General features: G+C 66.4%; 13 protein-coding genes, 1 tRNA gene and 3 pseudogenes. 6 read left to right on the top strand and 11 right to left on the bottom strand.

The window, feature by feature from the left end; genetic code table 11:
• The first annotated feature begins 43 nt into the window (after nucleotides 1-43).
• A tRNA-Met gene (locus ACK41U_RS13120) sits at nucleotides 44-120 on the top strand.
• Nucleotides 121-300: 180 nt separating this feature from the next.
• On the opposite strand, the pseudogene ACK41U_RS13125 reads toward ACK41U_RS13120, so the two are convergent.
• A pseudogene (locus tag ACK41U_RS13125) lies at nucleotides 301-618 on the bottom strand (transposase); the annotation flags it as partial.
• Between the two features lie 75 nt (nucleotides 619-693).
• Here ACK41U_RS13125 and ACK41U_RS13130 point away from each other — a divergent pair.
• The 4 genes and pseudogenes from ACK41U_RS13130 to ACK41U_RS13145 all read left to right on the top strand — a co-directional run.
• Nucleotides 694-1,181: pseudogene (locus tag ACK41U_RS13130) on the top strand (IS3 family transposase); the annotation flags it as partial.
• A gap of 308 nt (nucleotides 1,182-1,489) precedes the next feature.
• Nucleotides 1,490-2,130, top strand: a pseudogene (locus tag ACK41U_RS13135) (IS3 family transposase); the annotation flags it as partial.
• Nucleotides 2,131-2,521: 391 nt separating this feature from the next.
• Complete coding sequence (locus tag ACK41U_RS13140; RefSeq protein WP_409680951.1) at nucleotides 2,522-3,706, top strand: TAXI family TRAP transporter solute-binding subunit; 1,185 nt, start codon at nucleotides 2,522-2,524, stop codon at nucleotides 3,704-3,706.
• A gap of 113 nt (nucleotides 3,707-3,819) precedes the next feature.
• Nucleotides 3,820-5,811: a TRAP transporter permease gene (locus ACK41U_RS13145; protein WP_409680954.1), complete on the top strand. Its 1,992-nt coding sequence runs from the start codon at nucleotides 3,820-3,822 to the stop codon at nucleotides 5,809-5,811.
• Nucleotide 5,812: 1 nt separating this feature from the next.
• Here ACK41U_RS13145 and ACK41U_RS13150 read toward each other — a convergent pair whose 3' ends face one another.
• Nucleotides 5,813-6,490, bottom strand: a complete 678-nt coding sequence (locus ACK41U_RS13150) for a TetR/AcrR family transcriptional regulator (RefSeq protein ID WP_409680957.1) — start codon at nucleotides 6,488-6,490, stop codon at nucleotides 5,813-5,815.
• A 162-nt stretch (nucleotides 6,491-6,652) separates the two neighbouring features.
• Between ACK41U_RS13150 and ACK41U_RS13155 the strand changes: the two genes are divergently transcribed.
• Complete coding sequence (locus tag ACK41U_RS13155; RefSeq protein WP_409680960.1) at nucleotides 6,653-7,444, top strand: enoyl-CoA hydratase-related protein; 792 nt, start codon at nucleotides 6,653-6,655, stop codon at nucleotides 7,442-7,444.
• A 20-nt stretch (nucleotides 7,445-7,464) separates the two neighbouring features.
• On the opposite strand, the gene ACK41U_RS13160 is transcribed toward ACK41U_RS13155, so the two are convergent.
• From ACK41U_RS13160 to ACK41U_RS13200, 9 genes are all read right to left on the bottom strand, one after another.
• A complete protein-coding gene (locus ACK41U_RS13160) occupies nucleotides 7,465-9,138 on the bottom strand; it encodes a long-chain-fatty-acid--CoA ligase (RefSeq protein ID WP_409680963.1) in 1,674 nt (557 codons plus the stop codon).
• The gene (locus tag ACK41U_RS13165; protein WP_409680965.1) at nucleotides 9,131-10,678 is read right to left on the bottom strand and encodes a class I adenylate-forming enzyme family protein; all 1,548 of its coding nucleotides are present in this window, start codon (nucleotides 10,676-10,678) and stop codon (nucleotides 9,131-9,133) included. The genes ACK41U_RS13160 and ACK41U_RS13165 overlap by 8 nt, the downstream gene beginning before the upstream one ends.
• Nucleotides 10,675-11,124 carry a PaaI family thioesterase gene (locus tag ACK41U_RS13170; RefSeq protein WP_409680968.1) on the bottom strand — a complete coding sequence of 150 codons (450 nt, stop codon included), beginning with the start codon at nucleotides 11,122-11,124 and terminating at the stop codon, nucleotides 10,675-10,677. The genes ACK41U_RS13165 and ACK41U_RS13170 overlap by 4 nt, the downstream gene beginning before the upstream one ends.
• Nucleotides 11,125-11,137: 13 nt before the next feature.
• Nucleotides 11,138-11,806 (bottom strand): histidine phosphatase family protein, encoded by a 669-nt coding sequence (locus ACK41U_RS13175; RefSeq protein ID WP_409680971.1) that lies wholly within the window; start codon nucleotides 11,804-11,806, stop codon nucleotides 11,138-11,140.
• On the bottom strand, nucleotides 11,803-12,297 hold the full coding sequence (locus ACK41U_RS13180; protein WP_409680973.1) for a MaoC family dehydratase: 495 nt from the start codon (nucleotides 12,295-12,297) through the stop codon (nucleotides 11,803-11,805). Before ACK41U_RS13180 ends, ACK41U_RS13175 begins: the two co-directional genes overlap by 4 nt.
• Entirely contained in the window at nucleotides 12,290-13,603 is a 1,314-nt protein-coding gene (locus ACK41U_RS13185) for a TRAP transporter large permease subunit (RefSeq protein WP_409680976.1), read from the bottom strand. The genes ACK41U_RS13180 and ACK41U_RS13185 overlap by 8 nt, the downstream gene beginning before the upstream one ends.
• The gene (locus ACK41U_RS13190) at nucleotides 13,593-14,180 is read right to left on the bottom strand and encodes a TRAP transporter small permease subunit (protein WP_409680979.1); all 588 of its coding nucleotides are present in this window, start codon (nucleotides 14,178-14,180) and stop codon (nucleotides 13,593-13,595) included. The genes ACK41U_RS13185 and ACK41U_RS13190 overlap by 11 nt, the downstream gene beginning before the upstream one ends.
• Nucleotides 14,181-14,249: 69 nt before the next feature.
• Nucleotides 14,250-15,293 carry a TRAP transporter substrate-binding protein DctP gene (gene dctP / locus ACK41U_RS13195; protein WP_409680982.1) on the bottom strand — a complete coding sequence of 348 codons (1,044 nt, stop codon included), beginning with the start codon at nucleotides 15,291-15,293 and terminating at the stop codon, nucleotides 14,250-14,252.
• 124 nt (nucleotides 15,294-15,417) lie between these two features.
• A complete protein-coding gene (locus tag ACK41U_RS13200) occupies nucleotides 15,418-16,527 on the bottom strand; it encodes a phosphotransferase family protein (RefSeq protein WP_409680985.1) in 1,110 nt (369 codons plus the stop codon).
• Nucleotides 16,528-16,529: the final 2 nt, after the last annotated feature.

Consider the following 16,529-nt stretch of genomic DNA (forward strand, 5'->3'; position numbering starts at 1 on the left):
TCATCTCTCTGAAACGACGCGAAACCCAACAGGACAATCTTGGCGCGGGGTAGAGCAGCCCGGTAGCTCGTCAGGCTCATAACCTGAAGGTCACAGGTTCAAATCCTGTCCCCGCAACCAAAATATACAACCTTTCCAGATGGTTAGAATCCGATAAAAACAATTGTGTATGACCCTCGCAAAAACGAGTCAACGCCAAGTCAACGTTTTACAAGTCCCCCTGTAACTCAGGGGGCTTTTTGCGTTTTGGGATGGTCGGCAGAGGTGGTTCGGCTGATTTGAACAGTTTCCAAGCGTTTTCTAGGTGGTTTTCCGCCTCGGTTCCGCCGCCACCGCTTCGGGCATTGGCTGGTTGAAGTAGGCCTGATCGGGGGTTTTCCCGTCAAGCGATGAATGCGGGCGGCGACCATTGTAAAAGGTCAGATACCGGCCGATCCCGGCCCGGGCTTCGGACACGCTGGCATAGGCGCGCAGGTAGACCTCTTCGTATTTGATGGTCCGCCACAAGCGCTCGACGAAGACATTGTCCCGCCACGCGCCCTTGCCATCCATGTTGATCTTGATCTCGCGGGCGGCCAGCACCTTGATGAACTCGGTCGAGGTGAACTGGCTGCCCTGACGTCGCATGGCCGCTCGGACCGATGGCGCGACCATGCTCCATGTTGAAGATCTCGGGCGCGCCGTGACGCACACCCACGAATGACCGAAGAGCTGAAGGAGGTTGGCGTCGATGTCGGGCACCGGCGCGTCGGTCGCCTGATGCGCGAAAACGGGATCACCGTTGAAAGAACGCGCAAGTTCAAGGCGACCACAGACAGCGATCATACGTTCAACATCGCCCCGAACCCGGCTCGGATCGGGACTTCACTGCGGCCGGGCCGAACCAGAAATGGGCAGGCGACATCAGCTACATCTGGACCCGCGAGGGCTGGCTATATCTGGCAGTCATCCTGGACCTGCACTCCCGCCGCGTGATCGGCTGGGCTGTCAGCAACCGGATGAAGCGCGATCTTGCGATCCCGGCCTTGAAGATGGCGATTGCCTTCCGGTCGCCACCCAAAGGCTGCATCTTCCACAGGCGCGCAGCGCGGGGCAGCCAATACTGTTCGCATGACTACAAGATGATCCTGCGCCAGCATGGCTTCAAAGTCTCCATGAGCGGCAAAGGTAATTGTTATGACTGTGAATATGGTATTGCAGCTTGATGGCCTGACCCATGCTACGATTGACCCCGTGTCATTGTGTTGACGTGTCGACCATCAGGTTGCCCCGGCAGCGGGCGAGATGTGACTTCATAGGAGCCTGACGGTCCCGTACCTTCACAGTCCTGTCCTCTTCGATCGATGCCCGGGCTCATTTTGGCCAAGGGGAAGCCATGGATCAGATCATCGTTGGAGTAGATACAGAGGTGGCTGCGGAAATGTGAACAGCCGGGATAAGTGGATTTTCCGCGCAACAGCAGCATGATGCTGCGAGCGAGGAGAAGACCATGGCAAGACGACCGCGCCGGAACCACAGCCCGGCTTTCAAGGCGAAAGTGGCGGTAGCCGCGATCAAGGGGGAGAAGACCATGATCGAGCTGGCGCAGGAGTTCGACGTCCATCCCAACCAGATCAAGCAGTGGCGAGACCCGCTGCTTGAGGGGGCGACCGGGGTGTTCGGTGAAGCCCTGAAGGCCGAGCCGGAGCCGACCATCGATGTGAAGACCCTGCATGCGAAGATCGGAGAGCTGACGCTTGAGAACGATGCTTCGCAGGGCTTACGCGGCCCCACTGGGGCCACGGTCCCTGCTGCGATGTTCGGCGCGCTCGGCAAGGCGGGTCTGTTGCCGAGCGCAAAAAAATGATCGATCCTGCCGCGAAGCTGAGCGTCAGTCGTCAGGCCATTGTTCTTGGGATCAGCCGGGGCAGCGTCTCCTACAAGCCCCGCCCGGCATCGGACGCCGATCTGAAGCTTATGCACAGGATCGACAAACTGCATATGGAGTTCCCGTTCGCAGGCAGTCGGATGCTGCAGGGGCTGCTGGTTCAGGAAGGGTTCAAGGTCGGACGGCTGCACGTTGCCACGCTGATGAAGCGCATGGGCATCGAAGCCCTTTGCTGCACATTATGCTATCAAAGGAGCGGCACCAAACCGCGACAGGTCCAGTGATGGACGATGGCATCGCGGGGCAGGGCGAAGCGCAAGGTCTGAAGTCGGCCAGCCACTTCTGGTTTGGACGATCTGCATCGAAATCCCGGTCGAGGATGTCAAACTGGGTTAGATCCAGGGGGTAACGTCACCACAGTTGACAGCACCACGTTCGGTGCTACCCTGACAAATGTCAGTAATTGGATTCCTGCGTCGATCCGCGCGCAGGCACAGGTCGGCGCGACGCGCCCGATGCCGCAGAACGGGAGGTCTGCGGCAGGGAACAGGCCCGGTGCCGCGGCGTGAACCCGCTGCGCAGAAGCCGATGCTGTCGGACATTCACATGCGGGCACCGCGCCCCGCATGTTGTCTCTGGGAGGAGAGCATGAGGATGACGACTGCACCTATGGCCCGCAGCGTAATCGCGGCGGTTGCCATCAGCGCCCTTGGCGGGTTGGCCTCGGCCGACGAGTTCGACTGGCCCCGGATGATGGTCATCGCGACGCCGGGCACGATGACGGCCAGCTTTGCCTCGACCAACGGCTGGCTGCCGATCTTCCAGCGCGAAATCGGCACCGTCGGCCGGGTCGTGCCCGAAGCCGACGAGATGATGCGCTACACCCGTCTGACCAACCGCCGCGATATCCAGATCGCCTCGGTCTCGGCGGCCGAGATGCGCGCCCAGGTCGAGGGATTGGGCACCTATGCCGCCGTGCCGCCCGCCAGCATGCGCATCCTGTGGCACCACAACGACACGCCATGGGGTTATGTGGTGCGCGGCGACAGCCCGCTGACCGCGCTGGAGGATATCCGCACCACCCCCACCCGCGTGGCCGAGGGCGTGTTCTCGCCCCCGCTGGTCGCGGCGGTGCGCACCTCGCTGCCCGGCTATCTGGACATGACCCCGGAAGAGGTCAGCGCCCAGATCACCTATATTCCCGCCGTCAGCTATGCCGAGAATTGCCGCGCCGTCGTGACGGGCCGCGCCGATGTGGCGCTGTGCGCGACGGTCAGCTCGCTTCTGTCCGAAATGGAGGGGACGCCCGGCGGCATCCGCTGGCTGCCCCTTGATCCCGACAACACCGAAGGCTGGGCGCGGTATCTGGAAGGCCGCCCCGATCTGGCCCCGACGATCATGGATATGGGCGTCGAATCGGCCCTGGGCATCGGCGGATCGACCTCCAGCTTCGTCTATGCCGTGCCCGCCGATGCCGACGAGGATCTGGCCTATAATATGGCCAAATGGCTGCACGAGAATTTCGAAAGCTATCGCGACACGCATCCGATGTCGGAACGCATGTCGCTGGAGGTGTTTCGCGACTATCTGAACCGCACGCCGCTGCCGATCCATGACGGCACGGTGCGCTATCTGCGCGAAATCGGTGAATGGACGGACGAGGACGACGTCTGGAACGCGCAGGCCGCGGCCAATCTGGATGGCTGGGTCGCCGCACGCGAGGCAGCCTTTGCCGAGGCGCGCGAGACGGGCGTGACCGTCGCCAACGATGATCCCGCCTTTGTCGAGATCCTTGGCCGGCACACCGAAGGGCTGGAACCGCTGCGCTCGCGCCTCTGACATCCTGGCGGGGCGGTGCTGCGGCCAGCCCCAGCCCGCCCGATGCAGCCACACCCTGGCCCCGTCCGCGCGCGCCGCGGCGGAGCGACAGGCCCAAAACGGATGCCGTGGACATGACACAGACCCCCGCCCTTGCTGCCGCGTCGACCCCGGTCGCGCCCGCGACCCCCGCCATGCCCGCCGCCATGCCCGCCGCCGCGCAGGCCGAGATCAGCCGCCTCGGCCCGCTTCTGTCGGTGCAGAGCGTGATCTTCACCATGCTCTGCACCGCAGGGCTGGTGCTGGGGGTGCTGCATGTCTTCAGCGTCAATATCGCCGGCGCCCCCATGCTGGAGGGGCAGTATTTCTGGCTGTTCATCGGCATCTTCACCGCGGCGGGCTATCTGTCCATCCCTGCGCACCGGACCATCACGCATGTGGCCTGGTACGACATCGCGGCGGCCATCGCGGCGCTTGGCATCGGTTATTACTTCTCGACCCAGGCCTGGGCGATGGCGCAGGGCGGGTGGAGCCATACCGCCCTCGGCGCGGTCATCTGGGTGCTGATGCTGGAAATGGCGCGCCGGGCGGGAGGGCTGCCCTTCCTGCTGGTGGTGCTGCTGCTGGGGCTTTATCCGCTGGTGGCCGACCGCTTTCCGGGGCTGATGATGGGCATTCCCTATCAGTTCGACCACATGATCGAGGCGCATGTCTTCCGCACCGAAGGCATGATGGGCGTCACCACCGCGATCGTGGCCGAGGTGGTGCTGGGCTTTCTGGTCTTTGCCGGGGTGCTGATCGCGACCGGCGCGGGGCAGTTCTTCATTGATCTGGCGAATGCGGGCTTCGGGCGCTATCGCGGCGGCCCGGCCAAGGTGTCGGTCGTAGCGTCGGGGTTCTTCGGGTCGCTGTCGGGTTCGGTCTTTTCCAATATCGCGGGCACCGGCTCTCTGACCATCCCGGCGATGAAGCGGGCGGGCTATCCGCCCCACTACGCGGGCGCCATCGAATCCTGTGCCTCGATGGGCGGGGTGGTTATGCCGCCGGTGATGGGGGCCATCGCCTTCGTCATGGCGATCACCATCGGCGTCGATTACGTCACCGTCATGCTGGCCGCGATCCTGCCGTCGCTGCTGTTCTATTTCGGGTTGCTGTTGCAGGTGGACGCCTATGCCGCCCGCAAGGGGATCAAGGGAGATGCGGACCTGCGCGGCCCCGGCGCGCGGCGGCTGCTGGCCACCGGCTGGCCGTTCATCGTGGTGCTGGGCTTCCTGATCTGGGGCCTTCTGTATATGCGGTGGGAATATTATGCGCCGTGGTATGCCAGCCTGCTGCTGCTGGCCCTGTCGGTCCTGCGCGCCGAGACGCGGCCCACACCGACACGCGTGATGGCCATGCTGCGCGCGACCGGGCTGCTGATCACCCAGACCGCCGTCATCATCCTGCCCATCGCCTTTGTGGTCAGCGGGCTGACCATCACCGGAGTGACCGGGTCGATGACCTCGGGGCTGATCGCGCTTGGCGGCGACAATATCTTTCTGATCATCGGTCTGGGCATCATGGCCTGCTTCGTCATGGGCATGGCCGGGCTGTCGATCGTGGCCTACATCTTCCTGGCCGTGACACTGGCCCCCGCCATGATCGAGATCGGCGGGCTGAACACCGTCGCGGTGCATTTCTTCATCGTTTACTTCTCGATGATCTCGGCCATCACGCCGCCCGTGGGGGCTGCGGCCTTTCTGGCGGCGACGATTGCGGGGGCCTCGCCCATGCGCACCTCGTTCATGGCGATGCGGCTTGGCGTGGTGATCTATTTCGTGCCGATCTTCTTCCTGTTCCAGCCTGCGCTGGTGTTGCAGGGCGACCTGACGCCGCTGCTCTATGTGCTGCCGTCGATCATTGTGGGGATCATGCTGCTGTCGGGCGGGCTGGAAGGCTATCTGCTGGGCGTGGGTCGTGTGCGGCCCGTGCTGCGGCTGCCGCTGATCGCGGCGGGCTTTGCCTTTACCATCCCCACGCCCATGACCACGCTGGCGGGGGGGCTGGCCTCGGTCGCGGTGGGGTTGCTGGTCTGGCTGGACAACCGCAACGCCGCGCCCGCCCCGGACCCGGCAGCGCCGCGCTAGGTCAGGTCAGGTCCTCGGACAGGATCTGGCGCACCATCGCGGCAATCCCTGCGGCGGTCAGGCGCACGACGAATTCGCCGTCGCGACCCTTGGGGTTCAGCCAGTCCCGCATCGGGCCGAAGGCCGACAGGAACACGATCAGGTTGGTGGCGACCATCGCGCGTTCGTCGCCATCCGGCATGTCGAACCGCTGCGCCAGAAGCGCCGCACCCTCGATGATCAGGGTTTCCTCGCGCTGGCGCATCGCGGCCCGGTCCTCGGGCTGCATATGCGGGACCGAGCGATAGATCAGCAGCGTCCCCTTGCGCTTCTTGTCCCATGTCTCGCGCAGATATTCGGCCAGAACATCCTCCAGCGCGCGGTCCGTCTGCGCCAGCAGCGCGGTCAGCGCGGGCACATCGCTGCGGAACCACAGCTGGTTCAGCAACCGGCGCAGCGCGTCGTTCTTGTTGGCGACGTAATCGTAGATGCTGGCATGGTTCACGCCCGAGCGCCCGCAGATGTCGCGGATCGTGGTCGAGGCAAACCCCTTTTCCAGGAACAGATCCAGCGCCGCGTCGCAGATCTGTTCGCGCCTGCGGCGGACCAGATCCTCGTTGCGGACCACATCGACCTGCGCCTCGTGCAGGCCCTCGTCCTGCGACAGGACAGCATCGTCGGATTTGTTCTTCTTGGCCACACCACGCTCCGTCCGCATTTGTCTGTTACCTTACGTCCGTCAGGCCGCAGGCTCAAGGCAAGCAGGCCCATCCGTCGCTGTTTACCGTTGGGACAGCTTGAACGGGCCGCTGCTTCCGGGCTATCCTGACATATGTCAGGATCAATCGGAGGCGCGTGACACATGGACCATCTGACGCTTGAGCAACGCGGGGGGGTGCTGGTCATCACGCTGGACCGGCCCGAGCGGCGCAACGCGATGACGCCGCAGATGACACAGGCGCTGACGCAGGCGCTGGCCACGGCGGCATCCGACGATGCGGTGCGGGCGGTCATGCTGACCGGCGCGGGCGGGCATTTCTGCGTGGGCGGCGACGTCAAGGCCATGAACGAGGGCAGCGGGCAGGACCGCAGCCTGGGCGAACGTATCCACGCCCTGCGCGACCGGATGAGTGCGGCGCAGTATCTGCACATGATGCCCAAGCCCACCATCGCCGCGATCGAAGGCTCTGCCGCAGGCGCGGGCCTGTCGCTGGCGCTGGCCTGCGATCTGCGGATCTGCGCGGATGACTCCAGGCTGACGACCGCCTTTGCCAAGGTGGCGCTGTCGGGCGACTTCGGGGGCAGCTATTTCCTCAGCCGCATTCTGGGGCCTGCGCGGGCGCGCGAGCATTACCTGCTGTCGCCCGTGCTGGATGGGGCCAGTGCCGCGCGCATCGGTCTGGTGACCCAATCCGTGCCTGCGGGCGAGGTGCAGCAGACCGCGCTGGATCTGGCCCTGCGGCTGGCGGCGGGGCCGACGCTGACCTATGCCCGGATCAAACAGAATCTGACGCTGGCCGCCGAAGGCGCGCCCTTGTCCGCCTGTCTGGACCTTGAGGCCGCGAACCACACCACCGCCGCCATGACCGAGGATCACCGCGAGGCAGCGGCGGCCTTTGTCGAAAAGCGCCAGCCGGTGTTCCGGGGCCGCTGACGACCCGCGACCCCCGGCCCTTACAGGGCCGGGGCGGTGCTGCCGAAATCGCGCGCGGCCTGTTCCTGCAGCTGCAGCCACTGCACCTTGCCACTGGCCGAGCGGGGCAGCTCGGCCACAAAGACCACCCGGCGCGGCACCTTGTAGGCGGCCATCTGATCGCGGCACCACGCGATCAGATCCGCCTCGGTCAGATCGCCGCGCGGGATGACATAGGCCAGCACGGTCTCGCCCCGCCGCGGGTCGGGATAGCCCACGATGCAGACATCGACGATGCCCGGATGGTCGTGCATCAGGGCCTCGACTTCGGTCGGCCAGACCTTGAAGCCCGAGGCGTTCACCATGCGCTTGACCCGGTCCACGATGTGGAAATACCCCTCGGCGTCGCGGGTGCCGATGTCGCCGGTGCGCAGGAACCGCTTGCCGTCATGGGCCATGAAGGCCGCGCGGGTGGCCTCGGGGTCGTTCCAATAGCCCAGAAACACCTGCGGCGCGTCCACGATGATCTCGCCCGGCTGATCGGGGCCCAGTTCCATCCCGGTCTCGGGGTCGATGATGCGGGCATCGACGCCAAAGACCGGGATGCCCAGACATTGACGGCGCGGCGCGGTGACCGGGTTGATCAGCACGCCGGCCATCGTCTCGGACATGCCGTAGCCTTCGATATAATCCAGCCCGGTCAGCTCTTTCAGGCGCCGCGCGACCGGCGCGGGCATCGAGGCGCCGCCGCCCCCCACCGTCTGCAGGCTGGCCAGTTCCGCGGCTGTCACTTCGGGGTCGTTCAGCAGGTCGATCACCATGGTCGCGATGCTGCGCCAGCGCGTCACCTGATGGCGCCGGATCAGGCGCGCCGCCGTGCGCCGGTCCCACCGCGACATCAGCACGATCGGATCGCCGGTATAGATCGGCCCGTTCATCGAGTTCTGCATGCCCGTGACATGGAACAGCGGCAGCACCGTCAGCGTCGGACCATGCGCATCAGCCGGGTTCCACCGCACCCCGCCCACTGTGGTCGTCATCACCGTGCGGTGGCTGTGCATGCAGCCCTTTTGCCGCCCCGTGGTCCCCGACGTATAGGGGATCACCGCCAGATCGTCGGGCCCGACGGCCAGCGGCCCCGGCTGCAGGCCCGCCGCCCGCATCGCGGCCCATGAATGAACCCCCGCCATGGCGTAATCGTCACGGCCCGGCACCTCCAGCCCCGCGGGCAGGGGGATGTCGTCATCCGCGCGGGCCATGTCGGCATAGGCCGCGACCAGCACATGATGCAGACCGTCCGGCGCGATCTGCGGGGCCAGGTGCTCCAGCAGCTCCTGGCCCACCAGCGCCACGCGGGCGCCGGTATGCTCGACCAGATGCGACAGTTCCTTGCGCCGGTTCATGGGGTTCACGGGCACCACCACGGCATTGGCGCGCAGGATCGCGTAATAGCCGATGACGAATTGCGGGCTGTTCTGCAGATACAACAGCACCCGGTCGCCCGGCCCCACGCCCGCCACCCGTTCCAGCCAGCCCGCCAGATCCAGCACCTGCTGGTGCAACTCCGCATAGCTGACGACCGCGCCGTGATAGATCAGCGCCGGATCGTCCGGCCCGCGATGGGCCGAGCGTTCGAGGTTCTCGAACACGGTGCAGTCGGGCAGGTCCAGATGGCGCGGAACGCCCTCGGGCCAGGGGGATGCGTGATCAGGCATGAGAGGCCTCGTCTTGTCGGGCGACCCAGCTGGCGCGCAGGTCGCGTTTCAGGATCTTGCCGATGGCGTTGCGGGGTAGATCAGCCATAGGCCAGACGGCAGCCAGCCGCTGCGTCTTGCCAAGCCGCGCATTGGCCCAGTCCATCAGCGCATCGGCGGACAGATCAGCACCCGCGCGCAGCGTGACACAGGCCACCGGCGTCTCGCCCCATCTGGGGCTGGGCACGCCGATCACGGCCACCTCGTGGAGGGCGGGGTGCCGGGCCAGCACCGCTTCGATGTCCGCGGCAAAGATGTTGAACCCGCCCGAGATGATCATGTCCCGCCGCCGGTCCAGCAGCGTGATAAAGCCCTGATCGTCGCACCGGCCCATATCGCCCGACCGGATATAGGTATCCCCCTCGGGGCTGATCCAGACCGCATCGCGCGTGGCATCGGGTGCCGCGCGATAGCCGCGCATCACGGTGGTCGAGCGTCCGACGATCTCGCCCGGCTGGCCCGGCGGCACCTCAAGCCCCGCCTCGTCGATCAGGCGGATCTCGGCGTTGGCGGCGACGCGGCCGATCGTGTGCAGCTTGTCGGGATGGGCCGAGCAGTCCAGAACCGCGCTGACGCCCCCCTCGGTCATGCCGTAGATATTGACCATCCGCCCCGGCCAGCGCGCCAGAACCTGTCGGACCACATCGGGCGGCAAAGGCGCGCTGGTGGACAGCTTGACCTGAAAGGCCCGCAGGTCATAGCGGTCGAAATCGGGATGCTCGATGATGCGGCGGATCTGCACCGGCACCATCATGGCATGGGTCACGCCCAGATCCTGCGACAACGCCAGAAAGCCTGCGGCGTCAAAGCGCCCCATCAGCGCCACCGTCGCGCCAAGCGCCAGCGCCGGGATCAGCGTGGCCAGTGTCGTGTTGGAACAGAGGGGGGTCGAGAACAGCGCCACGGCATCCTCGGTCAGCCCGAAGCGGATGAACCGCTGCACCTGCCGGTCGCGAAAGCGGATGTCGTGCTCGATCCCCTTGGGCGCGCCGGTGGTGCCCGAGCTATAGATGATGTCGAACAGAAGATCGGGCGGGAACGCCTGTGCGGGCATGGGGGGATGCGCGCGCGACCCGGCCACAACAGCCGCCAGATCGCGCACACCCGGCAGATCCGGCCCGGACCCGTCGCCCAGCACCAGAGCAGGGGCGCAATTGTCCAGCATCCGCGCAATCGCATCCGGGTGGGCCGAGACCGGCAGCGGCGCCACCGCCACGCCAAGCGCCGCAGCGCCCAGATACAGCACGACATGATCGGCGGTGGTGCCCGCCAGCGTCGCCAGCACATCGCCGCGCGCAAGGCCCGCATCCCGCAAGGCGCTGGCGCAACGGTCCATGCGGTCCACCATTTCAGCCGCCGTCAGGCGCTGCGCCCCGTCGATCAGCGCCAGCCGGTCGGGGCGGCGCCCCGCCGCCGCGCGGACCTGGCTTGCGATGTCGGTGGGGGCCTCGTCCGGCACCTCCATCGGGCGGATCGGCGGCATGTCGGGATCGGTCGTCATGGCATCACCCCTTCGGTTCCGGGCTGGGCCGCTGTCGGCCCCTTGCGATAGCGAAACACCGCCGAGCCGGTGGCGACCAGCGTGCCCTCGTCATCGGTGATGCGGGCTTCGGCAAAGAACGTGCTGCGCCCGCCGCCGGTGCGCCAGCCTTCGGCGATCATCCGCGTGCCTGCGGGACGGGCCAGAAAGCTGGTGTTCAGCGACAGCGTGACCGCGCTGCGCCGATTGTCGGGGTCGCCCGACCAGCAGCCCGCATAGCCCATCACCGTGTCCAGCAGCGCCGCATAGACCCCGCCATGCGGGATGCCCTGCCGGTTCAGCAGCCGCCGCCCAAGGGGCAGTTCGAACCGCGACCAGTCTTCCCTCCAGCCCAGCATGCGAAAGCCCATATGCTGCTGAAAGGGATAATCGGCTTCGGTGACCAGCATGTCGTCGGTCTGGGTCATGGGGTCTTTCCGTTCAGGAATACGTCAGCAGATGCGCGTCGCTGGCCTGCCGCAGATGCGGCGTCTCGTTGAAGGAATGCAGGAACAGCCCCGCCTCGCCGCCCGCCAGCCGCGAGACGGCGCAGTTCTTCATCTGCAGTTGCAGCAGGATCATCTGCGGGGCGGGCGCCTGCATCACATCGGCGATCATGCGGCTGATCGCGCCGCCGGAACTGACCGCCAGCACCGGGCCGCCCTCGTCCAGCATCGCCTGCCGGGCGCTGTCCACGCGATGGGAAAACGCGGCCCATGTCTCGGGCGGGTCGGCGATCTCGTCGCGCTGCCATGCCAGCACCGTCTCGCGCAGTGTGCGGAAATAGAGGCGGCGGTCCTGCCGCACCTCGGCGGCCAGGCCGCCGGGGCCAAAGCGGGCAGACAGCAGGCCCTTGGCGTCGAACTCGTTCAGCCCCTCGTGGATGACCGCGCAGGCGGGGTCCAGATCCAGCGCGGGCGCCAGCCCCGCCAGCGTCTCGGCATGGCGCCGCTGCGCCCCGCGATAGAGGCGCAGCGGACGCGGCTCGCCCATCAGCGCAAGGCCCTGGCCCAGGGCGCGGGCCTGTTCGTGGCCCAGATCGGACAGCACGTCGTAATCGGCCGCGCCGAATGATGCCTGCGCGTGGCGGATCAGGGTGATGCGGCTCATGGCGCGGCCTCGTCCAGATGGCGCAGGCCCAGCCAGTCGGCGGTCAGCGCGGGGCGGTCGGCGCCCTCGATCAGGACCTCGACATGCCATGTGGTCAGGATCGCGGCAGGCCCCCGATCCTCGATCCGCGCCAGATTGAACTGACCGCGCACCCGCGCCCCTGCGGGCACCGGCGCCACAAAGCGCATCCGGTCAAAGCCGTAATTCACCGCCGCCCGCACGCCCTGCAGGCGCGGCAGCGCGGTCTGCGCCATCTGCGGCAGCAGCGACAGCGTCAGAAAGCCATGCGCGACGGTGCCGCCAAACGGCCCCTCGGCTGCGGCGCGCACCGGATCGATATGGATGAACTGACGGTCGCCTGTCGTCTCGGCAAAGGCGTCGATCAGCGACTGGTCCACGGTGATCCAGTCCGACAGACCGACGGTGGTGCCGACCAGCGCGGACAAGCTGCGCGCCGCGATCGGGGCCGGGAGGGATGTGCGATCAGCCATAGAACAGCCTCGGCAGATACAGGATGATTTCCGGGAACATGATCAGGATCGCCACGCCCAGCAGCGTCACCAGCACATAGGGGATGACCGACTGATAGATGTCGCCCATCGTCACCTCGGGCGGGGCCACGCCGCGCAGGTAGAACAGGTTGAACCCGAAGGGCGGCGTCATGTAGCCCACCTCCATCATGATGATGAACAGGATGCCGAACCAGATCGGATCGAAACCATACATCTGCACCACCGGCAGAAAGACCGGCAGCGTGATCAGCATGATCCCCACCGGGTCCAGCACCATCCCGAAGATGAACAGCACCAGCAGCATGAAGATCAGCGCGCCCCACCGCCCGCCGGGGATATAGGACATCAGATCCTGGATCAGCGACTGCGCCCCAAGCGCGGTATAGGCGGTCGAAAAGGCGTGGGCGGCAAACAGGATCCACAGGATCAGCGTCGTCAGCCGCAGGGTCGATACCGCCGCCTCGGACAGGACCTGCGGGCGCAATTGCCGGTTTACGGCGGTGGCTATCAGCGCGCCGAAAACGCCGATGGCCGCGGCCTCGGTCGGCGTGGCAAAGCCGCCGAAGATCGCACCCAGCACCGACACCACGATCAGGATGGGCAGGATCACCGCCCTGAGCGACGCGAATTTCTCGGGCCAGCTGGCGCGCAGATGCACCGGCAATGCAGGCCCCATATGCGGCTGGATCAGGCAGCGCGTGATGATGTAGATGCTGACCAGCACGAACAGCAGCAGCCCCGGCCCGATGCCCGCCGCGAACAGCCGCCCCGCCGACACCTCGGTCAGCATCGCATAAAGCACCATCAGGATCGAGGGCGGGATCAGGATGCCCCAGCCCCCGCCCGCATTGATCGCGCCCAGGGCCAGTTTCTTGTCATAGCCGCGTTCCAGCATCTTGGGCAGGGCGATGGTGCCCATGGTGACGACCGCCGCGCCAGAGATGCCGGACATGGCCGCAAAGATCACGCAGATCATCACCGTGCCGATGGCCAGACCGCCGCGCAGGCCGCCGAACCATTTGTGCATCATGTCGTAAAGATCGCTGGCCACGCCGGATTTCTCCAGCAGCGTCGCCATGAAGACGAACAGCGGAATGGCCATCAGCGTGGGGTTCGACATCGTCTCCCACATCTTGCTGGAGACGAGATACCACCCAAGGGTGCCCATCTCGAAATAGAGAAACACGACCGACACGCCGCCCAGCACAAAGGCCAGGGGCGTGCCCAGCATCACGAACAGCAAAAGCGAGCCGAAAAACAGCAAGGTCAGAATTTCAACGCCCATGCGGGGGAACCTCTTTGGCTGGCGTATCGGCTGCGGGAACGGGCATGTGGCTGGCGGGTTCGGGGCCGAAGATCGCGGGATCGACGGCCAGGCCGCGCAGCACGCGGATGTCGCGCCACAGCCGCACAAAGCCCTGCAACAGCAGCAGCGTCGCCGCGATCGGGATAAACGCCTTGGTCGGCCATAACGGTGCGCGCCAGATCGAATTCGACCGCTCGCCATCCTGCCACGCTTCTGCGGCCATCGAACTGCCCTGCCACAGCAGCACGATGACAAAGGCGCCGAACAGCGGCCATGTCACGATGTCGATCAGCGCCTTGCGGCGCGGCGACATCGGGCCATAGAAGATGTCGACGCTGACATGGCCGCGCTGCGCGTGCAGCGCACCGCCCGCGATGATCGCATAGACGCCAAAGATCAGCGTCGCCATCTCGGCGGTCCAGATCGCGGGGCGGCCGACCAGATAGCGCATCACGACATCGGCCAGCAGCAGCGTAAAGATCGCAAAGACCGCAAGCGATGCCCATCGGCCTATCCACAGGTTGAACTGCGTGATCGCGCGCGCGATGCTCAGCATGGCAAAACCTCGTTCCGGGGCGAAAAGGGGTGCAGCCCCTGCCGCGCGATGCGCGACAGGGATGCGGGATCAGGCGTAGCCAAGATCGGCCATCAGCCCGCGATAGATGTCGGCGGCGGCGGCGGCGCGTTCGCCCTTGGCGGCCTCGTTCTCCATCACCTGCGCCGATGCCTGCGCCAGCATCTCCAGCACGTCGTCGGGCAGGGTGATGACGTTCAGACCCTCGGTCTGCTGGCCCTCGGTCAGGGCGATCGCCTCGGCATGGACATATTCGATGGACCGGCGGAAGAACCGCGTCTCGACCGCATCGAGGAAGGCCACGCGCATGTCGTCGGGCAGATCGTTCAGCGCGTCGAGATTGACGATATAGGCGTCGGTCGTCTGCGCGATCGGCGGCTTGACGTGGTATTTGCACACCTCCCACAGCGACATGGATTGCGCGCCCACGGCGGCCCCCCAATGCGCCCCGTCCACCACGCCCGAGGACAGCGCCTGATACAGCTCGGACCCCGGCACATATTGCGGCGCGGCCCCGGCCAGCGCCAGAAAGTCCAGCATCGTCCCCGAGGACCGGATCTTGAGGCCCCGGAAATCGGCGGCGCTTTTGATGTCGCGGCTCAGCGCCAGTTCGGTGGGCAGCACCTTTTCGGCCATGATCATCACGCCCTGCTGCATCAGATCCTCGTTCACCAGTTCCTCGATCCCGAGGTTCTTGACGGCGTGCTGCATTTCCCAGCTGTCGCGCAGGGTGCCGGGGATGCCATACATGAACGAGGCGGCCTGCGCGTTGTCCTGAATATAGGACGGGCTGATCGTGCCCATGGGCACGACGCCGCGCCGCACCAGATTGTAGATGTCGGGCCCCTTGGCGAATTCGCCATCGCCCAGCAGTTCCATGCGGAACGCGCCGTCGGTGCGCCGCTCGACCTCGCGGGCCAGCGCGCCCAGACTGTCGTCGAACGACCCCGACGCCTTGGGCCAATGCGACTGCACCCGCCAGCTGACCGCGCCCTGCGCAATGCCGCGCCCGACCAGCGCCGGAGTGGCCAGCACCCCCAGGGCGGCCCCGCGCATCAAGGCCCTGCGACCCAGTTTTCCCGAAATTCCGACCATCTTCACCTCCCTGAAGCTGTCTGTGTATCCCATGCCGGGCGGTCCCCGGCAGGCGCGTCCTCTCCCGTCAGCGGAGCGCCTGCCAAGGGTTGGGGCGCGCCCCAGCCCTTGGCGCGCGGTCCGGTCAAGTGGTCCCGCCCGCCTCGTGCTGGCGGGCGATCATCGCCCCGTGGCCCGCGATCCGGCGCGCGCGCAGCCCGTCGCGCACCGGATCGGCGCTGGCGCTGCTGGCGGTGCCCTGCGCCGCCCGCGCCGCCACCCCCTGAATGATCGCGGCCGAGCGAAAGCAGTTGAACGCCAGAAACACCGGCCAGTCGTCGATCCCCGCGCGCCCGGTCCGGTCGGTGTAGCGGTCCAGCATCGCGCGTTCGGCAGGCAGACCTGCGGCCAGCAGGTCATGCGTCTCCATCACGTCGGGCGGCAGCCGGTAGGGCAGGCACAGATAGGCCAGATCCGACAGCGGATGCCCGATGGTGGACAATTCCCAGTCCAGCACACCGATGACGCGCGGCTGGTCGGGATGCACGACCATGTTGCCAAGACGGAAATCGCCATGCGTGATCGCGGCCTCTTCCGCGACGCCCGAATGGGCCATCAGCCAGTCGCGCAGCCAGTCCATGTCGCGATAGTCGAAATCGGCGGGCAGCGCCGCCTTGGACGCCTCGTATTGTCCCGACCAGCGTGCGGTCTGCCGCGCCAGATAGCCTGCGGGGCGACCGAAATCGCCCAGACCGCAGGCGCGCCAGTCCAGCCGGTGCAGATCGGCCAGCGTGTCGATCAGCGAGAAGGCCAGCGCCGGGCGCTGATCGCGCGGGATCGGGCCCATGGCGCGGTCGGTGACGATGCGGCCGTCGATGTAGTCCATCAGGAAGAATTCGGCCCCGATGACGGATGTGTCCTCGCACAAAGCGATCACCTCGGGCGTGGGCAGGCCGGTGGGCGCCAGCGCGGCCAGAATGCGATACTCGCGGTCGATCGCATGGGCCTTGGGCAGCAGCACGCCCGGTGGCTTGCGCCGCAGCACCATCCGCCGCCCCGAGGGCCATGTCACCAGAAAGGTCGGGTTCGACATCCCGCCCTGAAACTGGCGGACCGACAGTTGCGGCACGGGCACGTCAAGCCGGTTCGCCAGCCAGCGGGCCAGCGCCTGTTCGTCAAAACGGTGGCGCGGCAGCGGCGTCACCAGTTCGGGGGCGCTGTGGTGGATCTGCGAAACCGGGGATGCCGACGTCACCG

Source organism: Paracoccus sp. (in: a-proteobacteria) (assembly GCF_046289755.1).
GTDB lineage: Bacteria > Pseudomonadota > Alphaproteobacteria > Rhodobacterales > Rhodobacteraceae > Paracoccus.

Coding starts and splice junctions, on each gene's coding strand:
- ACK41U_RS13140 (WP_409680951.1), top strand. CDS start 2,522: ATGACGACTGCACCTATGGCCCGCAGCGTAATCGCGGCGGTTGCCATC.
- dctP (WP_409680982.1), bottom strand. CDS start 15,293: ATGGTCGGAATTTCGGGAAAACTGGGTCGCAGGGCCTTGATGCGCGGG.
- ACK41U_RS13175 (WP_409680971.1), bottom strand. CDS start 11,806: ATGAGCCGCATCACCCTGATCCGCCACGCGCAGGCATCATTCGGCGCG.
- ACK41U_RS13165 (WP_409680965.1), bottom strand. CDS start 10,678: ATGACGACCGATCCCGACATGCCGCCGATCCGCCCGATGGAGGTGCCG.
- ACK41U_RS13170 (WP_409680968.1), bottom strand. CDS start 11,124: ATGACCCAGACCGACGACATGCTGGTCACCGAAGCCGATTATCCCTTT.
- ACK41U_RS13155 (WP_409680960.1), top strand. CDS start 6,653: ATGGACCATCTGACGCTTGAGCAACGCGGGGGGGTGCTGGTCATCACG.
- ACK41U_RS13190 (WP_409680979.1), bottom strand. CDS start 14,180: ATGCTGAGCATCGCGCGCGCGATCACGCAGTTCAACCTGTGGATAGGC.
- ACK41U_RS13145 (WP_409680954.1), top strand. CDS start 3,820: ATGACACAGACCCCCGCCCTTGCTGCCGCGTCGACCCCGGTCGCGCCC.
- ACK41U_RS13185 (WP_409680976.1), bottom strand. CDS start 13,603: ATGGGCGTTGAAATTCTGACCTTGCTGTTTTTCGGCTCGCTTTTGCTG.
- ACK41U_RS13160 (WP_409680963.1), bottom strand. CDS start 9,138: ATGCCTGATCACGCATCCCCCTGGCCCGAGGGCGTTCCGCGCCATCTG.
- ACK41U_RS13180 (WP_409680973.1), bottom strand. CDS start 12,297: ATGGCTGATCGCACATCCCTCCCGGCCCCGATCGCGGCGCGCAGCTTG.